Origin of the sequence: Novosphingobium sp. AAP83 (assembly GCF_001295795.1) — a bacterium.
Taxonomy (GTDB): Bacteria; Pseudomonadota; Alphaproteobacteria; order Sphingomonadales; family Sphingomonadaceae; genus Novosphingobium.
Genome location: NZ_LJHY01000031.1, coordinates 15,899 through 32,879, shown reverse-complemented (window position 1 = coordinate 32,879; position 16,981 = coordinate 15,899). Strand labels below are relative to the sequence as shown.

The following is a 16,981-nucleotide window of genomic DNA, read 5'->3' as shown; positions in this document are numbered from 1 at the left end:
ATGGCGTCTGACCTCCTCTCCATCGCCCGCAGTGGCGCGCTGGCCGCCCGTATCGGGCTGGATGTTACGGCGCAGAACATCGCCAACGCCTCGACCGAAGGCTATGTCAGGCGCTCTGCCCAGATGGCGGAAGTGGCTTCCACTGGCGGTGCCTATCGCATCGGCGACTTATCGCTTTCAGGCGTGCGGCTTGATTCCATCACCCGCAATGCCGATGCGTTCCGGCAAGCCGAAGTGCGCCGAACCGGATCCGATGTGGCACGCGGCACGGCAGAAGCCGCAGGCCTGTCCAACATTGAATCGGCCATCGAACAATCTGGCGTTTATAGCGCCATCGTCGGCTTTGAATCCTCGCTTCAGCAACTGACGCAAGACCCGGTTGATACATCGCTGCGCGCATCGGTCATCGAAAAAGCGCGCACGATGGTGGGCACTTTCCAGATTGCCGCGCAGGAATTGACAGCGGCAGGCGAAGGTCTGCAATTCCTTGCCAGCGACGGGGTGACGCAAGTCAATCGTATCGCCGGGGAATTGGCGCGCACCAACACGCGGCTTTCCCGCGCTTCGGATGCCAGCAGCGACAAGACCTCGCTGCTCGACCAGCGCGACAAGTTGCTCAACCAGTTAAGCCAGTTCGGCAATATCGGCACGACGTTTGCCATCGATGGCACCGTGGCGGTAAAGCTTGGCGGCACAACCGGACGCGATCTGGTAACCGGCGGCAACGCTGTGGCAGTAGCCATGACAACCGCCGCCGATGGCACGGTGAGCTTTGATGTGGGCGGCAATGCCGTAACACTTTCAGGCGGGTCGTTGGCCGGGCAGCAACTGGCGCTGGGCAAGCTGGCGCAATTGAAGCTGGATGTTGACGGGCTGGCCGAAGATATCGTGACCACGTTCAACGCCGCGCAAGCAACAGGCGACGATCTGGACGGCAATCCGGGCACCGACATCTTTTCAGGCACCAACGCCGCAACGATGACGCTTGCGGTTTCCGATGTGCGCAAACTGGCCACCGCGCCGCTGAACGATCCTATCGGCAGCCGCAATGCCGGCAATCTGACGGCCATCCGCAACGCCATCGGCACGCTCAATCCTGCCGACGGGATGGACCAGATCCTGTTCGACATCTCGGGCACATTGGCCGGACGCAACGTAACGCTGGGGGCATTGCAGACCATTGCCGATACCGCAAAAGTGGCGCTTTCAGCGCAATCCGGCGTCGATCTCGATGCCGAAGCGGTCAATCTGGTGCGCTACCAGCAGGCATTTCAGGCTTCGGGCAAAGTGATGCAAGTCGCCTCGGACATTTTCGACACCCTCTTGGGAATTGGGTAAACCGCCATGAGCACGATCTACGGCACATCGACCAGCGCCTTTTACGAACGCTCGCTGATGGATCTCACCGCCTTGCGCAAGCAGGCCGAAGAGACCCAGGCCGAGATGTCGAGCGGGCAGCGCTTGCAGCGTTCGTCCGATGATCCGGTGGCCGCATCACGCCTGCGCCAATTGGCCAGAGCCGAAGCGGTTGACCAGATCGATAGTGCCGCCGCCAACCGCGCCACATCCGATTTGACATTGACCGACGGTGCGCTGACCCAGTTCGCCAATTTCGTCATACGCTTGCAAGAGCTGGCAACACAGGCCGCATCGGCCACGATTAGTGACAGTCAGCGCCGCGGGATCGGGCAGGAAGTAGCGCAAATCCAGGAAAATCTGGTGTCTTTGGCCAATACCCGCGATGGCGCAGGCCGCGCATTGTTTGGCGGGGAAAGTTCGGGCGATGCCTATTCCGTCAACGCCTCAGGCGTTGCGCAATACGATGGCACGCTGACGGCGGGCACCGTCTCCCTTGGTGATGGGCAAACCGTCGCGCGCGGGGTGACCGGGCCTGAATTCCTTGAGTTTACATCAGGCGGTGCCCCGCGTGATCTGCTGGCCGTGACCAAAGATCTGGCCGATGCGCTGGCATCGGGCACGGGCGGTGCCAGCGCTGCCAATACCGCACTGGGCTTGCTGCGCGATGGTCTTGAATCAATCACTACCGCGCAGACCGTAGTTGGCTCACGCCTCAATTGGATCGATCTTAACACTGAGCGGCGTATCTCGCTTTCCGAATTGCGGACGCAAGAACAGACCGAAGTGGGCGGAAACGACCTGACCGAATCCATCGCGCGGCTGCAAAACACGATGCTGGTGCTGGAAGCCAGCCAAGCGAGCTTCTCGAAGCTCGCCAACCTTTCGCTGTTCGATCAGCTGCGCTGAACCATACACCGCCAGACCGGGATAAACTTGCATGTTCGTGATCATCGGCCTCGTCATTCTCCTTGCCATGGTGTTTGGCGGTTTTGCGATCACTGGCGGCGATCTGGGGCCAGTGCTGCACGCGCTGCCCCATGAAATGCTGATCATTGGCGGCGCTGCCGTGGGCGCGCTTGTCACCGGCAATTCTATGCACGAATTGAAGGGCATCGGCGGCGGCTTTGGAAAGACCTTCAAAGGCCCCAAGCACAATAAGCAGGACCACGTTGATGCCATCGTGCTGTGCACGAAGCTGATGAAGATCCTGCGCAGTGATGGTCCGGTGGCGCTGGAAAGCCATGTGACCGATCCCAAAAACTCGCCGATCTTTGCCGAATATCCCCGTTTGCTGGGCAATAAGGCGCTGGTCTCGTTGATCTGCGATACGCTTACGTTGATCGTGGTGTCCTCGGGCACGCTGGAAGTGCATGCGGTGGAAGACGTGATGGATCACGCGATGAAAACGCATTTCCACGAGGAAAGCGAAGCGCAGCACGCAATCCAAGGCTTGGCCGATGCGCTTCCCGCGCTCGGGATTGTGGCCGCCGTTCTGGGCGTTGTGAAAACCATGGGTTCGATCGACAAGCCGCCAGCGATCCTTGGCGGAATGATCGGCTCGGCGCTGGTCGGCACGTTTCTCGGCATTTTGCTGGCTTATGGCATCGTTGCGCCCATCGCGGGCCGCCTGAAACAAGTGCTCGATCAGGACGAGATGATTTTCCAGGCGGTGAAGCAAGTGATCATCGCCAGCCTGCACGGCTGGCCGCAGCCGCTGGTGGTGGAAAGCGCGCGCTCTGGCCTTGGCCATTCATTCCGCCCCGGCCTGTCGGAACTGCTCGACGCGCTGCGTGGGCGCTAAGCGATGGCCAAGTCCCCCACCAAAGGCAAGAACGAGCCACCGCGCCCGATCATCGTCAAGAAGATCACGATGGTGGCCGCGGGCCATCACGGCGGCGCATGGAAAGTGGCCTATGCCGACTTTGTGACCGCGATGATGGCGTTCTTCCTGCTGATGTGGCTGCTGGGTGCAACCACCGAAAAGCAACGCAAAGGCATTGCCGACTACTTTACGCCAACCCTCGTGAAAATGCGGCAAGGCAGCGCGGGCGGTTATGGCGTGCTGGGCGGATCATCGCTGACCGATGCGGATGATTACGCGCACCGCGCAGGCCAGACCGGTAACAAGACGATCACCATCCCGCGCGATGCCACCGGCGGCGCGAAGGAAGGCGGCAGCAAGGTCAAGCGCACACAAGTGATGAAAGAGAAGTTGGCGCAAAAGCTGGCGGCTTCGGAAAAGCTGAAGAAGCTGGCGCGGCAAGTGCGCATGATCGAAACCAGCGAAGGCATCCGCATCGATCTGGTGGACGACGCCGAATTTTCGATGTTCCGGCTGGGCACCACAGTGCTGACACCCGATGCGGCAGAATTGCTGCGCGCGGTGGGGCAAGTCGTGGCACCCGGCGCTGGCCAGTTCACCGTGCGCGGCCATACAGACTCGCTGCCGTGGAAATCGGGCGTGGCCAACAACTGGTCGCTTTCGGCAGGCCGCGCCGAATCCACACGGCAGGCACTGATGCGCCAAGGCATCGCCGAAAGCCGCTTCCGCCGCATCGAAGGCGTGGCCGACCGCGAACCGCTGATCCAAAATGACCCGGCAGACCCGCGCAACCGGCGCATGTCAATTTTGATGACGGGGTGAGGAGGCATCGCCCCGCGTCTTCCTGCTCTGTTAGCAGCGGATTTGTTCAGGTTCACGGCATTTAACCTGAACAAGTTTACACAGTTTACACTGTCCTGAGGAAAAGCTCAGGAGGCCGGGGGAGCGAACCTTTCGGGGCCGGGCTATGCCGATGGTTTTACCGGTTCAAAGAGCGGCATAAACTTTAGAAGGGTCGTTGCATGTAGGACAGCGGTTTGTGCCCAATTCCCGCTTCTATATCCCAATGACTGCCCTGCCCCCTACCGCCAAACCACCGCGATTGCACCGCAAACCGGGGTCGGGGCGCTTTTCCCTTCCCCGAACCGGATGATGCGGCTAGTCGGGCATCATGTGTCGTTCATGCCCATCGTGGCAGGACCGGCGCGGAACCCATTTCGATCTTCGCACTCTGGTTGAACGCGCTCCACCGTGAAACTGTTTACCGCCACTGATCGTTATATTGCCCGGCTCGTTTTCGTGCCGATGCTGTCGGTGTTTGTGCTGGCCGCATCGCTGCTCGTGCTCGACAAGATGCTCAAGCTGTTCGATTTTGTGGCGACACAAGGCGGACCGGTAAGCGTCGTGTTCAAGATGCTGGCAAACCTTCTGCCCGAATATGCCAGCCTTGCGATCCCGCTGGGGCTGTTGCTGGGCATCCTGTTTGCGTTCCGCAAGCTGGCGATGAGCTCTGAACTCGATGTGATGCGCGCGGTTGGGCTGTCTTATACCCGGCTGCTGCGCGTGCCCTATATGTTTGCGATTGTGCTGGCCGCGCTCAACCTGCTGATCGTCAGCTATCTCCAGCCGCTGTCACGCTATTATTACGAACAGCTCCAGTTTGAACTGCGTTCGGGGGCCTTGGGCGCATCGATCCGGGTAGGTGAATTCAATTCGCTGCAAGACCGCACTGCGCTGCGTGTAGACGCCAGCCGCGATGAGGGGCGTGATCTGCGCGGCATCTTTGCGCGCATACAGACCGGCAATGGTCAGGTGATGGTGATTTCCGCACGAGAAGGCCGCTTCTTTGCCAACCGCGAAAGCCCCGACACGGTGATCCTGCGGCTGACCGATGGCCAGATCGTGCAGGACGGGCCGACCATTGCCTCGCCTCGCGTGCTCAGCTTTGCCAGCCACGATCTGCCGATTGATCTGCCCAAGATCGAGCAATTCCGCCAGCGCGGCGATGCCGACAAGGAATACTTCCTGCCCGAACTGCTGCGGATCGGCTGGAGCGAAACCAGCTCTCCCGAACTGCGCAACCAGACACAGGCCAGTCTGAATTACCGGTTGGTCGAGGTTGTCATGATGTTTTTGCTGCCGCTGCTGGCGGTGGCCTTGGCGGTGCCGCCAAAACGATCAACCTCAGCGTTGGGCATTTTCCTCTCGATCATTCTGGTTGTGGCCTATCACAAGGTCAATCAATACGGGCAGGACGTGGCCGCGCTCGGGCGGGTTGATCCGGTACTCGCCTTGTGGGGGCCGTTTGCGGTGTTTGCCGCGATGATCGTGTGGATGTATTGGCGGATCGCCTATGTGCCGGGCGGCCAGCCGATTGGCGCGCTGGAAACAGGTTTCGCCAAGATATCGCGGTCAATGCGCAAGCTGTTTGCGCGCAAAGCTCTGCGCGATGAACCGGTCGCGGCTACGGTCAGCGAGGCGCATCATGCAGTTTGAATTCTTCCCCTCGCGCACGCTGGCGATGTATATCGGTAAGATGTTTGCCGTGCGGATCGTGGCAGTGCTGCTGATGCTGGTGTTGATCCTGCAAATGCTGGATCTGTTAAGCGAAAGCGGCAAAGTGATGGCGGCGGCGGGCAACGGGCAAGGTGAACTGCTGACCTATGTTTCGCTGCGCGCGCCGCAACTTGTCAGCCGGTTTCTGCCTTATTCGGTGCTGCTGGCCACGATTATCACGCTTATGACGCTGAACCAGAACAGCGAAGTGATTGCGATGAAGGCTGGCGGGCTTTCGGCGCATCAGGTTCTGGCACCGCTGTTTCTGGTGGCAGCCGTGACATCGGTGGTGACGTTTGCGTTCAACGAACGCGTTGTTACGCGGTCCAGCGCGACGCTGAAGGCGTGGCAGAACGTGCAGTACGGCCCGATCCCCAAGGAATCAGCGGTGAAGACGAATGTCTGGCTGCAAGACGGGCCGAACATCCTGTTTGCGCGCACCGTGTCCGGCGATGGCAAGGCGATGCGCATGACGGGGGTGAGCTGGTATCGCCGCGATCCTACCGGCATGGTCACCGAAATCGCCACCGCGCAGACCGCCAGCTTTGCCAATCCGGGCTGGACATTCCACCAGCCGATGATGTTCGATGTGCAAAGCGCGCGCAAAACGGCGTCTGCCAGTGATCAGATTCTCGCCAAATCGGTGGAGCCGGTGCAAGTGGTGATCGCCAAAGTGGATGCCGATGCGCAATCGCTGACCGAGCTGAGCGGCTCCATCGCGGCGATCCGCGAGGCGGGTTTCCGCACGACCGAGCTTGAGGGCAAATGGTGGCACAAGATATCCGGCCCCTTGTCGGCGATGCTGATGCCCTTGCTGGGCGCGGTTGCTGCGTTCGGGCTGGCGCGATCAGGGCATCTGTTTGTGCGCGCAGCAATGGGGATGGGCTTGGGCTTTGCCTATTTCGTGTTTGATAACGCGGCGCTGGCTATGGGCAATTTCGGAGCCTACCCGCCAATTCTGGCCGCTTGGGCTCCGTTCGTGCTGTTCTTCCTGATTGGCGAAACGGTGTTGATCCGTACCGAGGAATAACAGGTCATCGCGCAAGCATAGTGCTGCGCGCCAGACGCCCGATCAGCGGTAGCAAGCCTGTGTAATTCGATTTCTCATAAGTCGAGACACCGCCAAGGTGCGCGGTGATGCGGCGGTGCGCCTCATCCAGCGAATGGTAGGGCATCGACGGCAGCAAGTGATGCAGCGCGTGATAACGCAAGCCCACCGGTGCCCAGAGCGGTGCCATCAGCGCAGGCGGCGGGACGTTGACCGAATCGAGGTATTGCCCGGTCACGGTCATCGCATCGCCCTCATTCTCCCACAAATGCGCGACGAGCGTACGGATCTGATTGAGCAAAGCGGTGAGCGAAACCACCGCAAGCCCGATCAGCAGCGGTCGCCATGAATGCGTCGCGCTCCACCCGAGCAGGGAAATCGCCCATAGCGATGCGCCAAGCTCCTGCCAGAAAACCATCTTGGCGAAATCGCCTTCGGGCGGACGGCGGCGGAATTCGGGGTTGATCGATAGCGAAGAGGCGCGCTCCCACACCAGCTTGCGCAAGGGTGGGATAATCACGCCCAGCGGCACCAGAACGGCAAACCGGAGAATGAGTCCGACCGGCAGGAGCAGCGCGGTGACCGTGAACAGCGGCAGCGACCACGGCTTCATCAGCGCAAGGGGCAGGTATTCAGGGTCTTCCGCCGTGCCATAGCGGGTGCGCGCGTGGTGGAGCGTGTGGACGCCTTCATACATCAGCGACGGGATGAGCATCGGTATGCCGATGAGCAGGTTCCAGCCAAAGCGGAAGCCCGGAAGCGCGGTCTTGTGGATGTGCGTCAGTTCATGGATGAACAGCAGCGCGCGATAGAAGGCGAACGCTGATACAATACCGGAAAGCACTGCGAGCGCGGGATTTTCCAGCAGGATCGCCCCTACCAGCGCGGCATAGCCAAGCGCGGCGGAAAGCAGCATGTCAGGCCAGTAGATCTCTGGCCGTGCGGTGGCGATATCGCGCGTGAGTTCAACCGCGGCGCGCAGCATCTCTTTGTCGTCTGGCGTACCCGCAAGTCCCTTTGGCAGCGTGGGCTGCGCCGGGGCCGCAGTGCGGGGGGCGGTGAGAGTTTCAGTCGCGATCATGCCTTGCAGTTCCAGTTTACCCTGTTGACCCGGCGATTGCCGGGCAATTGCGCCAAAGAACGCTCCCACTTGCGTCCTGTGGCTTGACAATGGGCCGGATTGAACCGCAGTTCGCCGACCAAACCCCGCTTACCCGCAAACAAAGGCAAGAACGTGGCTCCTAGTGAAGTAATCATCACTCCCGTCTCCGGCAAGGCTGACCGAAAGGCCTTTATCGATCTGGCTTATCGCCTCAATGCGTCCGAACCGTGCTGGGTGCCGCCGCTGCGGATGGACGCTGAAGAGCTGATTACGCCGGGTAAGAACCCGTTCTTTGGCCATGCCGATGTCCAGTTGTTCCTCGCACGGCGCGCAGGCGCGGTGGTGGGGCGCATTTCGGCGCATATCGATCATCTGGCCATCGCCATGGATGCATCACAAGGCATGGGCCCGGGCACTGGCAATTGGGGCATGCTCGAAGCCGAGGACGAACCGGTGGCGCAAGCCCTGATCGGCCGTGCCGAGGATTGGTTGCGCACCAAAGGCATGACCCGCGTTTTAGCCCCGCTGTCGATGTCGATCTGGGAAGAGCCGGGCCAGTTGATCAAGGGCTTCGATCAGGCACCAACGGTGATGATGGGCCACCAGCCCGAACGCTATCGCCACTATATCGAGGCGCTGGGCTATCAAACCGCCAAGACGCTCAACACCTATGATTTGGACATCCTCAACGAGTTTCCGCCGCTGATCCAGCGCATCATCCAATCGGGCGAAAAGAACGCAAAGATCCGCATCCGCAATGTCGACAAATCAAAGTTCGATGCCGAAGCCGCGCTGATCCTCGATATTCTCAACGATGCGTGGTCGGATAACTGGGGCTTTGTGCCGTTCAGCGATGCCGAGATCAAATATGCGGGGAAGAAGTTCAAGCCGATTGTGCGCGAAGACCTGATCATGATTGCCGAGTATGAAGGCGAGCCGGTGGCGTTCATGATGACGCTGCCCGACCTGAACGAAGTGATCAAGCCCATGGGCGGCAAGCTGTTTCCGTTCAACTGGGCCAAGCTGCTGCTGTGGTTGCGCAAGCCAAAGGTACACACGATGCGCGTGCCGTTGATGGGTGTGCGCAAACGGCTGCAATCATCGCGCATGGCCAGCCAACTGGCGTTCATGATGATCGAGTATATCCGCCGCAACGCGATCCGCGAATATGACGCAAAGCGCGGAGAGATCGGCTGGATTCTGGAAGACAACCAAGGAATGAATGCCATTGCCGAAGCCATCAACAGCACCGTCAACAAGTCTTACGTGATCTACGACAAGCCGCTCTGATTTTGGCCGGGACCACCGTTCTGCTTTGGAACGGTGGGGGCCGCTTCGCGTTTGATCGACAGAGCCCCCGGGAATACAGACCACGTTGACCAGCGATGACCATGGCCAGACCAAGCCGGTAGCGCGTACGACGCGCAGAGCGCTCGGCCATGCGTTGGTGGTGGAAGATGACGGCCTGATTGCGCTCGATATTGCCGAAGCGCTTTTTGAGGCCGGTGCCGATCCGGTCATCACTTGCGCCAGCATTGCAGAAGCGATGCAGCATCTGGGCCGCCAGGTTCCTTCGGTTCTGGTGCTTGATGTGCACCTGGCCGATCGGGATGATGGTTGGGCTTTGGCGGAGCTGGCGATGCAACTGGGTGGAGCGCGGCCACTGGTCGTGTTCACGACCGCAGCGCCCGGATCGATCCCGCCCACGGCTGCCGTGCTCGGCCACGTGCTGGCCAAACCTTTCCATACCGATGAATTGATTGCTCTGATCCAACACCACAAACCCGAAGGGCTGCTCGGGCGCATTCGCAGCGCCCTTTCCTATCGGGTTTGAGCGCCGGAAAAAGCCACCCCGGCCACACACCAAAGAGGCGTGCAGCCGGGGCGTATGATCTGCCAAAAAAGGTCCCCGTCGTTGCCGACGAGGACCTTTCGGGATCGTATCACCACCGTTTGGACGGGAGGGGGGGTCTCGGTGGTGACATAGGGAAAACGACCATCAAGGTTTGCGGTTCCCACACTTTTGAAAAATTATTATCATTATATATCAGATATATATGTAGAAGGTGCGCCTAAGAAGATCCAATCTGTAAGGAGCCTGCTTTCTTCTTGCCGGGGGTCGGGAACCGGACACCAGGTTCGCGCGTTGATCTGGACGATACTGTCTGGGAAGGGGTTTGAATGTCTCTTGGTGCAAAAGTTGCCAATCAACTGCCATATCTGCGCCGTTATGCGCGGGCATTGACCGGTAGCCAGAGCGCGGGCGATTCGTTCGTCCGTGCCACGCTTGAAGCCGCTCTTGCCGATGACGCTCTGCGGGGTCTGATCGGCGAAGGCCGGCCACAGCTTTACCATGCGTTCAATCGCGTCTGGTCTACCGCTTATGTCGATACGGTTGACCGTTCCCGGGCACTTGGCCAGCATGAGGCCGCAGCGCAAGAGCGGCTGGCGGCAATGACACCGGCCAACCGGCAAGCCCTGCTGCTTACGACGCTGGAGGACTTCAGCGTCGATGATACTGCCTATATCATGGATCGTGAGCCCGATGAGGTTGCAAACCTTGTTCAGGATGCGATTGCCGAAATCGACCGGGAATCGGCAACATCTGTCCTGATCATCGAAGATGAGCCGCTGATATCAATGCAACTTGAAGACCTCGTCCGGTCATTGGGCCACGACGTTTGCGGCATGGCAGCAACACGCACGCAGGCGGTCGACATCGTATCACGTGAAAAGCCGGGGCTGGTGCTGGCCGATATCCAGTTGGCCGATGGCAGTTCGGGGCTAGACGCAGTGGAAGATATCTTGCGGATGTGTTCAGTGCCGGTGATTTTCATCACGGCTTATCCCGAACGCCTGCTGACCGGAGATCGGCCAGAGCCGACATATCTTGTAACCAAGCCGTTTCAGGAACAGACCGTGCGCACCGCGATCAGCCAGGCCCTGTTCTTCGGGTCCAGCCGCCCGTTCGACTAGTGGAAGCCTGAGGGCCGCGCCATCAGGTGCGGCCCTGGCGCATGGTAAAGCCATCACGGCGGCGCACCGGGACAAACAGGGTGCACCGCACACCTTCGGGATCGAACTGCAAATCCACCGGATGGCGCAGTTCATGGGCTACGACCTTTTCGATCAATTCGGTGCCAAAGCCGCGCTTGCGCTGTTGTCGGGCATCAATCGCAGGTCCGCCAGTTTCGATCCATTCGATCCGTGCCAGGTTTTCTTCGGTGATTTCCCAATGGATGGAAACACGGCCCTGTTCGACGCTAAGCGCGCCATACTTGGCGGCGTTTGTCGCCAGTTCATGGATAGCAAGGCCTAGAGACAAGGCATCGTTGGGAGCCAGTTCCAAATCAGGACCTTCAATCGCCAAATGCCGCAGCACATCTTGTGCGTAAGGTGCCAGTTCCGCCCGGATCACCAGCGCAACCGGTGTTGTCCCCCAATCCGATTGCGTTAACAAATCATGCGTTGCCGAAAGTGCGCGGATACGCCCCTCCAGACTGTCGGCAAATTCGGGCAAGGATTTGGCGCGACGGCGGGTCAACGCTATAATCGACAGCACATTGGCCAAAGTGTTTTTGACCCGGTGATTAAGCTCGCGCGTTAAGGAATTGCGGATCGAGGATTGCTGTTCGAACCACGCCAGCGCAATCCGGTCCTCAATTGCCTGTTGCGTCAACAGGCGTGCCAAGACCAGCAGCAGCGTTGCCACAAGCAAGCCAAACAGCAGCATCATTCCCGACATTGTCGAGAACATCGCCGTTGCCGGTGCGGCAAGCTCGATCATGAAACGGTGACCCGCAATAGTGACCGGACGGCGCACAGTTTGCCCCGAGCGCCCGACCGGGACAACGCTGGCCATAAGCTGCAAACCGGTGGGCGTTGGATCAAACAAGCGCACGCCTGCACCCTGAAGCTGTGCGGCATCAATCGATGATGTAAGAAAAGTCTGCGCATCAAACGGGGAATAGACAAAGCCGCGCAGCTTGTGCTTGCCGCCTTCTTTCTGCAAAGCATAGACAGGCATATAAACCAGAAAACCCGCCGCCCCATCGGGTCGTGCTTCTTGCGAGAGCACGACCCGACCTGTTGCGGTTGGCTGGCCGCTGCGTTCAGCTCGATTCATCGCCGCCAGACGCACCGGTTCAGAATACATATCGAAGCCGATCGCGCGGCGGTTGCGGACAGAATCAGGTTCCAGAAACATCACCGGCACCACAAAAGCCCGGTCGATGGCAGGTTTTGGCCGCACGGAAAATTTTGGCTGGTTTCCCCCCCGCATAATCGCTTCGACCATCGGGACAGACATGCGGTCCATCTTCATCGCCCATCCGATTCCGTCCGAGCCGACATAGCGGCCTTCAAGGTGCAACTGCGTGACGAAGGTGCGAAACAGGGGCGCTTCAACGAATTGCTGGGAGGCAAACAAAGCGGCGCTTGACCACAGATAGGCCGCATTTGTGTTACCGCTTCGTTCCAATCCCGATGCTACTGCCTGGGTAGTTTGGGCGATCTGGGCTTTCTGGCGTTGGTCTTCGGCATCCTCGAGCGCAAAAACGCTAAGCAGCGCGATCGCCATCGTCATCACGAAAATCCCCACCGGTACGGCACGCGGGAAGCGTTCGTACCAGCGTGGCCCCTGCTTCTTCATCGCAAGAAGCCTCTCCATTGTGCGCGCTCGTCCTCCTTGACCCAAGACCCGTCGGAAAGGAATTTCCTTTGCGTCCTGGCAAAACGGGAACTGACAGCGGCTCATATCGTTCCACGTCTGAAGAACCATTGGCGATTGCTCTACCGGCGCGACCCTAGTGGTGTAAAATGCGCATCTGCCGCGCCTCTTTGCGGTTTGTTTTTAAATTATCCCTGGAGGGGGAGGCGTTGTCAGAGCGAATGTCGAAAGAAAAGCCGATGATCCCCGGTGCCAAAAGCCGGAAAGGGGCCAAGCCGCACGCGCCCGAATGGGCAGACGGGCTTAAACGCCTTTACGATTCTGTCCTGGATGAACCGTTGCCCGATAGCTTCACCCAGTTGCTTGATAAACTGGATGCCCCCCCACATGGCTGAGGCTGACATGTCGCCGCGCCCGGCGATTGATCCTATTGCGTTTAAACGTGAATTAACGGGGGTTATCCCGCACTTGCGCGCCTTTGCGCGTGGTTTGTGCGGGCGCCCCGATCTGGCCGATGATCTGGTGCAGGAAGCCCTGTTAAAGGCGTGGGCCGCGCAGGAACGGTTTGAACCTGGCACATCAATGCGGGCATGGACATTTGTGATCCTGCGCAATGCCTACCTGACTGACATGCGCCGCAATCGCTTTCGCGGCGATTATGATGAAGCCGTGGCAGAGCGTATTCTTGTGGCACCGGCCGCGCAGGAAGGGCCGATGCACCTTTCAGACATGCACAGGGCGCTTTTGACCCTGCCGCCCGAACGGCGCGAGGCTTTGCTCCTCGTGGGCGCAGGCGGATTCAGCTATGAAGAGGCGTCAAAGATTTGTGGTTGTGCTGTCGGCACAATCAAAAGCCGTGTCGGGCGGGCGCGGGCAGCGCTTACCTTGATGATCGAAAGCGGCCAGATCCCGCGCCGCAGCACATTGGATGCCGTCGCCCATAGCGCCATCATGAGCGAACTGGATCAAACGGTGCTGCACGGACACCAGCACGAGACGCCTTAGGGCCAGATGCCGGGAGAGCGGGGCATTTGCGCCACGCTGATCGGCAAATCGGCAGGGCTGGCCAATCTCGCACTTGATTGGCAAATAATTGCGGTGAATGGGGAACTTGCGCTTCGCGCTGCGCAACTTCATTTTCAAGGCTGCCCCACAGGTGAACCAGTCGACCCAGCCAGACCCGTTTGACATGCTTGCGCCCAAATTGGACGTGCATGACCGTCGCGCGCGGTTGCAATCGGCGATTGTTCTACTGTTGGGACTCGGCCTGTTTCTGGCGCTGCCGTTTGTCCTGTCGATCGGCTCTGTGGTGTTCCTGCCGCCTGTCACCGCGATGATTTTCACGATCATTGTCTCGCCCATGGCCGACCGGCTCACCCGTATCGGCCTTCCCAACATGCTGGCATCGTTCGTGGCGATTTTGGCCATGATCGCCATTGTGCTGGTGGCGTTGCTGCTCATTTTGCAACCCGCTTTTGTTATGGTGGATCAAGTCCCATCGCTGGCGCGGCAAGTGGCGCGGCGTTTCACCGAATTGCGCGGCAATCTTTCATGGATCGCAGACGTCAACCGCCAGCTTGCGCGCATTACCGGCAGCAGTTCCAGCCGCGAAGTCGTACTCGCCAGCCCCTCGGTGATCGAACAAGTGGCCATCGCCACGCCCAGCTTAATCCTTGAAGTCATTCTGACGCTGCTGATGACCTTCTTCATGATCGAATCGCGTATCAGGATGCGGCGGCGAATGGTGCTGGATCGCCATTCGTTCAATGCATCGGTGCGCCTCGCCCGAGTATTGCGCGACGTACAGGAACGGGTCAGCAGCTATATCCTGACCGTGGCCCTCGTAAACTTCGGGGTGGGCGTGATCGTGGCAACAGGGGCTTGGGCCTTTGATCTTGGCGCGCCGATCATGTGGGGCGGATTGGCCTTCGTGCTCAACTTCCTGCCCTATATCGGCCCGCTGATGTTCATGGGCCTGATCGGGCTGGTAGGGCTTGGTACTGCGCCAAGCGTTGCCGTCGGTGTCATTCCGATGCTGGCCTATCTCGGGCTGCACGCGGTTGAATCCAACGTAATCACGCCTACGATCCTTGGCGCTCGGTTCACGCTGAACCCCGTCGCGATCCTGATTTCGATCAGCTATTTTTCGTGGATCTGGGGCGTGTTGGGCGCGCTTTTGTCTGTGCCTATCCTGCTCACGATTACCGCTTTGCTGGACCACATCGGCAAGCCCAACATTGTCGGCTTCATGTTTGGCGAGGCTTTGTTCGAGCCGGGCCGCCTCGCCGGGCTGGATGCGTTGATGGATGGGGATGACCCGACCCCCGAAGGTCAGGCGGGATAGGCCCAAGTGCCGCCGCGGCCAAGGTTTTCGGCGGCAAACGCCCAGTTGAGGTGGCCCTCGATTACGGCCTTGAGATAATCCGGACGCAGGTTCTTGTGATCGAGATAATAGGCGTGCTCCCACAGATCAATCACCAGCAGCGGCTTGGCGTCTCCTGTGGCAAAGGTTGCGGCGTCATGGCTCTGCTCGACACTCAGGCTATGGCCCCGCGCCAGTAGCCACACCCAACCCGACGCGAAATGCGCCGTGCCTTGCGCCAGCAGTTCCACCTTGAGCGCACTGAGCGAACCGAATGATGCCGCAATGGCGCTGGCCAAGTCGCCTGCGGGCTCTGACATGCCTGGTGTTAGGCTGTTCCAGTAAAAGGCGTGATTCCAGCTTTGTGCGGCATTGTTGAACAGGCCTTTGTCGCCTTTGGCTGCGGCGGCTGCGATGATCTGTTCAAGGCTCGCATCTGCTTGATCGGTATCTACAATCGCCGCGTTGGTCTTATCGATATAGGCCTTGTGATGCTTGCCGTGGTGCGTTTTGAGCGTGACTGCGGAGACCGCAGGTTCTAGCGCATCATTGGCATAAGGCAGCGGGGGCAGGGTAATGGCCATGGGCGATCGACGTCCTTGTGAAATTGCGTATCCTTGGCCAACGCGCGAAACACGCATCGGTGCCGCAATCGGCAGCCAAAGACATCGAATTTCCGTTGGATATCGACAGCGCGTCAGGCGCTTTGCGCAGCTTTGCGATCAACCGCAGCGGTGACCGCCACATCCATCGTCACGTTGCCCAGCGTGCGCATGAGGTCGGGCAGCACTTCAACCGCGACCAGCAGCGCCAGCGGCGCAACCGGGGCATTCATCGCAATCGCAATCGGACCGACAGAGGCGACGAAGCTGATCGATCCGGGCAGGCTGACCGAGCTTAACGAAACCAAGATCGCCACTGTCCAAGCCGAAATCAACACCATGGGCGACAGTGTGACGTCATAGAGGTGCGCGACATAGATCGCCACGGCAAGGTTCATCGCAGGGCTGGTGGCGCGGAACAGGGCGACGGCCAGCGGCATCACGAATTCGGACGTCGTCTCGCGCACGCCCAGATCGCGGCAGGCGCCCAGCATGGCAGGCAAAGAGGCGAGCGATGACTGGGTGGACAGGGCAATGGTCTGCACCGGCAGCATCGCGCGGGCGAAAGCTCCCAAAGGCTGGCGGGCAATGGCCACGGCAAAGACATAGCCTGCCACCAGCACGACCGATCCGGTCAGCACCACGATGCCGACATAATGCGCCAGCGCGCCGATGGCGGCCGTGCCGCTGGTGGCTGCCACCGCCATGCTCAGCGCGAATACGCCGATAGGGGCTAGCGCCAGAACCCAACCGATCACCACCAGCATGGCCGAGGCAAGCGCGGCAAAGAATGTCGTCATCACCTCGCGCTGCGGACCTGCCAGCCGTCCGACCGCGAGCGCAAACACCGATATGAACAGGATCAGCGGCAACATCCGGTCATTGGCGGCGGCATTGATCACGTTGGTGGGCACGATGGACCGCAGGAATTCGGCAACGCCCGGAACCGGGCCGGCTTCTGTTGTGCCAAGGCTGATGCGCAAGGCCGCGCCCGCTTCTGCCGGAACGGGGAAGAGCGAGAGCAGCAATGGCGTAACCACAATGGCCATCCCCGCGCTAAACGCCAGAAAGGCCAGGAACATGCCAAGGCTGCGCCGTGCCATTGCGCCCGCGCTGGCCATCGCAACGGTCTGCGTTACACCGGTGAACAAGAGCGCGGCGACCAGCGGCACAATCGTCGCCTGAAGGGCGCGCAGCCACATTTCGCCGATGGGCTGGACCCATGTTTGCACGATGGGCAAGGCCTGGGGCACGAGAAATGCAATCGCCAAGCCACCAAGCAACCCGCCAACGAGGCCGATAAACGTCCACATCGCCGGCACTTGGGCGATGGGCGGCAAGACGTTGGACGATTTTTCCGGATTCGGTAAGGTCATGTTGAGGTGACATTAGCTACACATCCAAGCATAGCAATGCAGCAAGCCGCCAAAGGTGGCGCTGGGAATAGGGAAAATGTTTTCC

At 59.8% G+C, this 16,981-nt stretch carries 16 protein-coding genes; 12 read left to right on the top strand and 4 right to left on the bottom strand.

The genetic code is table 11. From position 1 onward, the window contains the following. From flgK to lptG, 6 genes are all read left to right on the top strand, one after another. On the top strand, positions 1–1,338 hold the full coding sequence (gene flgK / locus IP81_RS15355; protein ID WP_054108892.1) for a flagellar hook-associated protein FlgK: 1,338 nt from the start codon (positions 1–3) through the stop codon (positions 1,336–1,338). A 6-nt stretch (positions 1,339–1,344) separates the two neighbouring features. Further along, the gene (locus tag IP81_RS15350; protein ID WP_054108891.1) at positions 1,345–2,265 is read left to right on the top strand and encodes a flagellar biosynthesis protein FlgL; all 921 of its coding nucleotides are present in this window, start codon (positions 1,345–1,347) and stop codon (positions 2,263–2,265) included. Positions 2,266–2,296: 31 nt separating this feature from the next. Continuing rightward, positions 2,297–3,160: a flagellar motor stator protein MotA gene (motA, locus tag IP81_RS15345; RefSeq protein WP_054108890.1), complete on the top strand. Its 864-nt coding sequence runs from the start codon at positions 2,297–2,299 to the stop codon at positions 3,158–3,160. Positions 3,161–3,163: 3 nt separating this feature from the next. Beyond that, the gene (locus tag IP81_RS15340; protein ID WP_054108889.1) at positions 3,164–4,003 is read left to right on the top strand and encodes a flagellar motor protein MotB; all 840 of its coding nucleotides are present in this window, start codon (positions 3,164–3,166) and stop codon (positions 4,001–4,003) included. 429 nt (positions 4,004–4,432) lie between these two features. Beyond that, a complete protein-coding gene (gene lptF / locus IP81_RS15335) occupies positions 4,433–5,677 on the top strand; it encodes an LPS export ABC transporter permease LptF (RefSeq protein ID WP_054108888.1) in 1,245 nt (414 codons plus the stop codon). After that, positions 5,667–6,767, top strand: a complete 1,101-nt coding sequence (lptG, locus tag IP81_RS15330; RefSeq protein ID WP_054108887.1) for an LPS export ABC transporter permease LptG — start codon at positions 5,667–5,669, stop codon at positions 6,765–6,767. The genes lptF and lptG overlap by 11 nt, the downstream gene beginning before the upstream one ends. Positions 6,768–6,771: 4 nt before the next feature. Here lptG and IP81_RS15325 read toward each other — a convergent pair whose 3' ends face one another. Then, on the bottom strand, positions 6,772–7,866 hold the full coding sequence (locus tag IP81_RS15325; protein WP_054108928.1) for a fatty acid desaturase: 1,095 nt from the start codon (positions 7,864–7,866) through the stop codon (positions 6,772–6,774). A 153-nt stretch (positions 7,867–8,019) separates the two neighbouring features. On the opposite strand from IP81_RS15325, the gene IP81_RS15320 reads away from it, so the two are divergent. The 3 genes from IP81_RS15320 to IP81_RS15310 all read left to right on the top strand — a co-directional run bounded on the left by IP81_RS15320 (position 8,020) and on the right by IP81_RS15310 (position 10,863). Beyond that, positions 8,020–9,177: a hypothetical protein gene (locus IP81_RS15320; protein ID WP_054108927.1), complete on the top strand. Its 1,158-nt coding sequence runs from the start codon at positions 8,020–8,022 to the stop codon at positions 9,175–9,177. 85 nt (positions 9,178–9,262) lie between these two features. After that, positions 9,263–9,721, top strand: a complete 459-nt coding sequence (locus IP81_RS15315) for a response regulator (RefSeq protein ID WP_054108886.1) — start codon at positions 9,263–9,265, stop codon at positions 9,719–9,721. Positions 9,722–10,068: 347 nt separating this feature from the next. Beyond that, the gene (locus IP81_RS15310; RefSeq protein ID WP_054108885.1) at positions 10,069–10,863 is read left to right on the top strand and encodes a response regulator; all 795 of its coding nucleotides are present in this window, start codon (positions 10,069–10,071) and stop codon (positions 10,861–10,863) included. Between the two features lie 22 nt (positions 10,864–10,885). On the opposite strand, the gene IP81_RS15305 is transcribed toward IP81_RS15310, so the two are convergent. Beyond that, positions 10,886–12,556, bottom strand: a complete 1,671-nt coding sequence (locus tag IP81_RS15305; RefSeq protein WP_082356215.1) for a CHASE domain-containing protein — start codon at positions 12,554–12,556, stop codon at positions 10,886–10,888. A 221-nt stretch (positions 12,557–12,777) separates the two neighbouring features. On the opposite strand from IP81_RS15305, the gene IP81_RS21020 reads away from it, so the two are divergent. The 3 genes from IP81_RS21020 (at position 12,778) to IP81_RS15295 (ending at position 14,900) form a co-directional block, all read left to right on the top strand. Beyond that, positions 12,778–12,951 carry a NepR family anti-sigma factor gene (locus IP81_RS21020; RefSeq protein ID WP_197274660.1) on the top strand — a complete coding sequence of 58 codons (174 nt, stop codon included), beginning with the start codon at positions 12,778–12,780 and terminating at the stop codon, positions 12,949–12,951. Continuing rightward, complete coding sequence (locus IP81_RS15300) at positions 12,944–13,561, top strand: sigma-70 family RNA polymerase sigma factor (protein ID WP_054108883.1); 618 nt, start codon at positions 12,944–12,946, stop codon at positions 13,559–13,561. Before IP81_RS21020 ends, IP81_RS15300 begins: the two co-directional genes overlap by 8 nt. Before the next feature lie 97 nt (positions 13,562–13,658). Then, complete coding sequence (locus IP81_RS15295; protein WP_231626918.1) at positions 13,659–14,900, top strand: AI-2E family transporter; 1,242 nt, start codon at positions 13,659–13,661, stop codon at positions 14,898–14,900. Here the strand turns inward: IP81_RS15295 and IP81_RS15290 are convergent. After that, on the bottom strand, positions 14,888–15,502 hold the full coding sequence (locus IP81_RS15290; protein ID WP_054108882.1) for a superoxide dismutase: 615 nt from the start codon (positions 15,500–15,502) through the stop codon (positions 14,888–14,890). The two genes, IP81_RS15295 and IP81_RS15290, sit on opposite strands and share 13 nt — an antisense overlap. Positions 15,503–15,615: 113 nt before the next feature. Then, on the bottom strand, positions 15,616–16,896 hold the full coding sequence (locus IP81_RS15285) for a dicarboxylate/amino acid:cation symporter (RefSeq protein ID WP_054108881.1): 1,281 nt from the start codon (positions 16,894–16,896) through the stop codon (positions 15,616–15,618). Positions 16,897–16,981: the final 85 nt, after the last annotated feature.

Excerpts from the sequence above, each read along its gene's own strand:
- flgK (WP_054108892.1), top strand. The coding sequence starts at position 1 with ATGGCGTCTGACCTCCTCTCCATCGCCCGCAGTGGCGCGCTGGCCGCC.
- IP81_RS15350 (WP_054108891.1), top strand. The coding sequence starts at position 1,345 with ATGAGCACGATCTACGGCACATCGACCAGCGCCTTTTACGAACGCTCG.
- motA (WP_054108890.1), top strand. The coding sequence starts at position 2,297 with ATGTTCGTGATCATCGGCCTCGTCATTCTCCTTGCCATGGTGTTTGGC.
- IP81_RS15340 (WP_054108889.1), top strand. The coding sequence starts at position 3,164 with ATGGCCAAGTCCCCCACCAAAGGCAAGAACGAGCCACCGCGCCCGATC.
- lptG (WP_054108887.1), top strand. The coding sequence starts at position 5,667 with ATGCAGTTTGAATTCTTCCCCTCGCGCACGCTGGCGATGTATATCGGT.
- IP81_RS15325 (WP_054108928.1), bottom strand. The coding sequence starts at position 7,866 with ATGATCGCGACTGAAACTCTCACCGCCCCCCGCACTGCGGCCCCGGCG.
- IP81_RS15310 (WP_054108885.1), top strand. The coding sequence starts at position 10,069 with ATGTCTCTTGGTGCAAAAGTTGCCAATCAACTGCCATATCTGCGCCGT.
- IP81_RS15305 (WP_082356215.1), bottom strand. The coding sequence starts at position 12,556 with ATGGAGAGGCTTCTTGCGATGAAGAAGCAGGGGCCACGCTGGTACGAA.
- IP81_RS21020 (WP_197274660.1), top strand. The coding sequence starts at position 12,778 with ATGTCGAAAGAAAAGCCGATGATCCCCGGTGCCAAAAGCCGGAAAGGG.
- IP81_RS15300 (WP_054108883.1), top strand. The coding sequence starts at position 12,944 with ATGGCTGAGGCTGACATGTCGCCGCGCCCGGCGATTGATCCTATTGCG.
- IP81_RS15295 (WP_231626918.1), top strand. The coding sequence starts at position 13,659 with ATGGGGAACTTGCGCTTCGCGCTGCGCAACTTCATTTTCAAGGCTGCC.
- IP81_RS15290 (WP_054108882.1), bottom strand. The coding sequence starts at position 15,502 with ATGGCCATTACCCTGCCCCCGCTGCCTTATGCCAATGATGCGCTAGAA.
- IP81_RS15285 (WP_054108881.1), bottom strand. The coding sequence starts at position 16,896 with ATGACCTTACCGAATCCGGAAAAATCGTCCAACGTCTTGCCGCCCATC.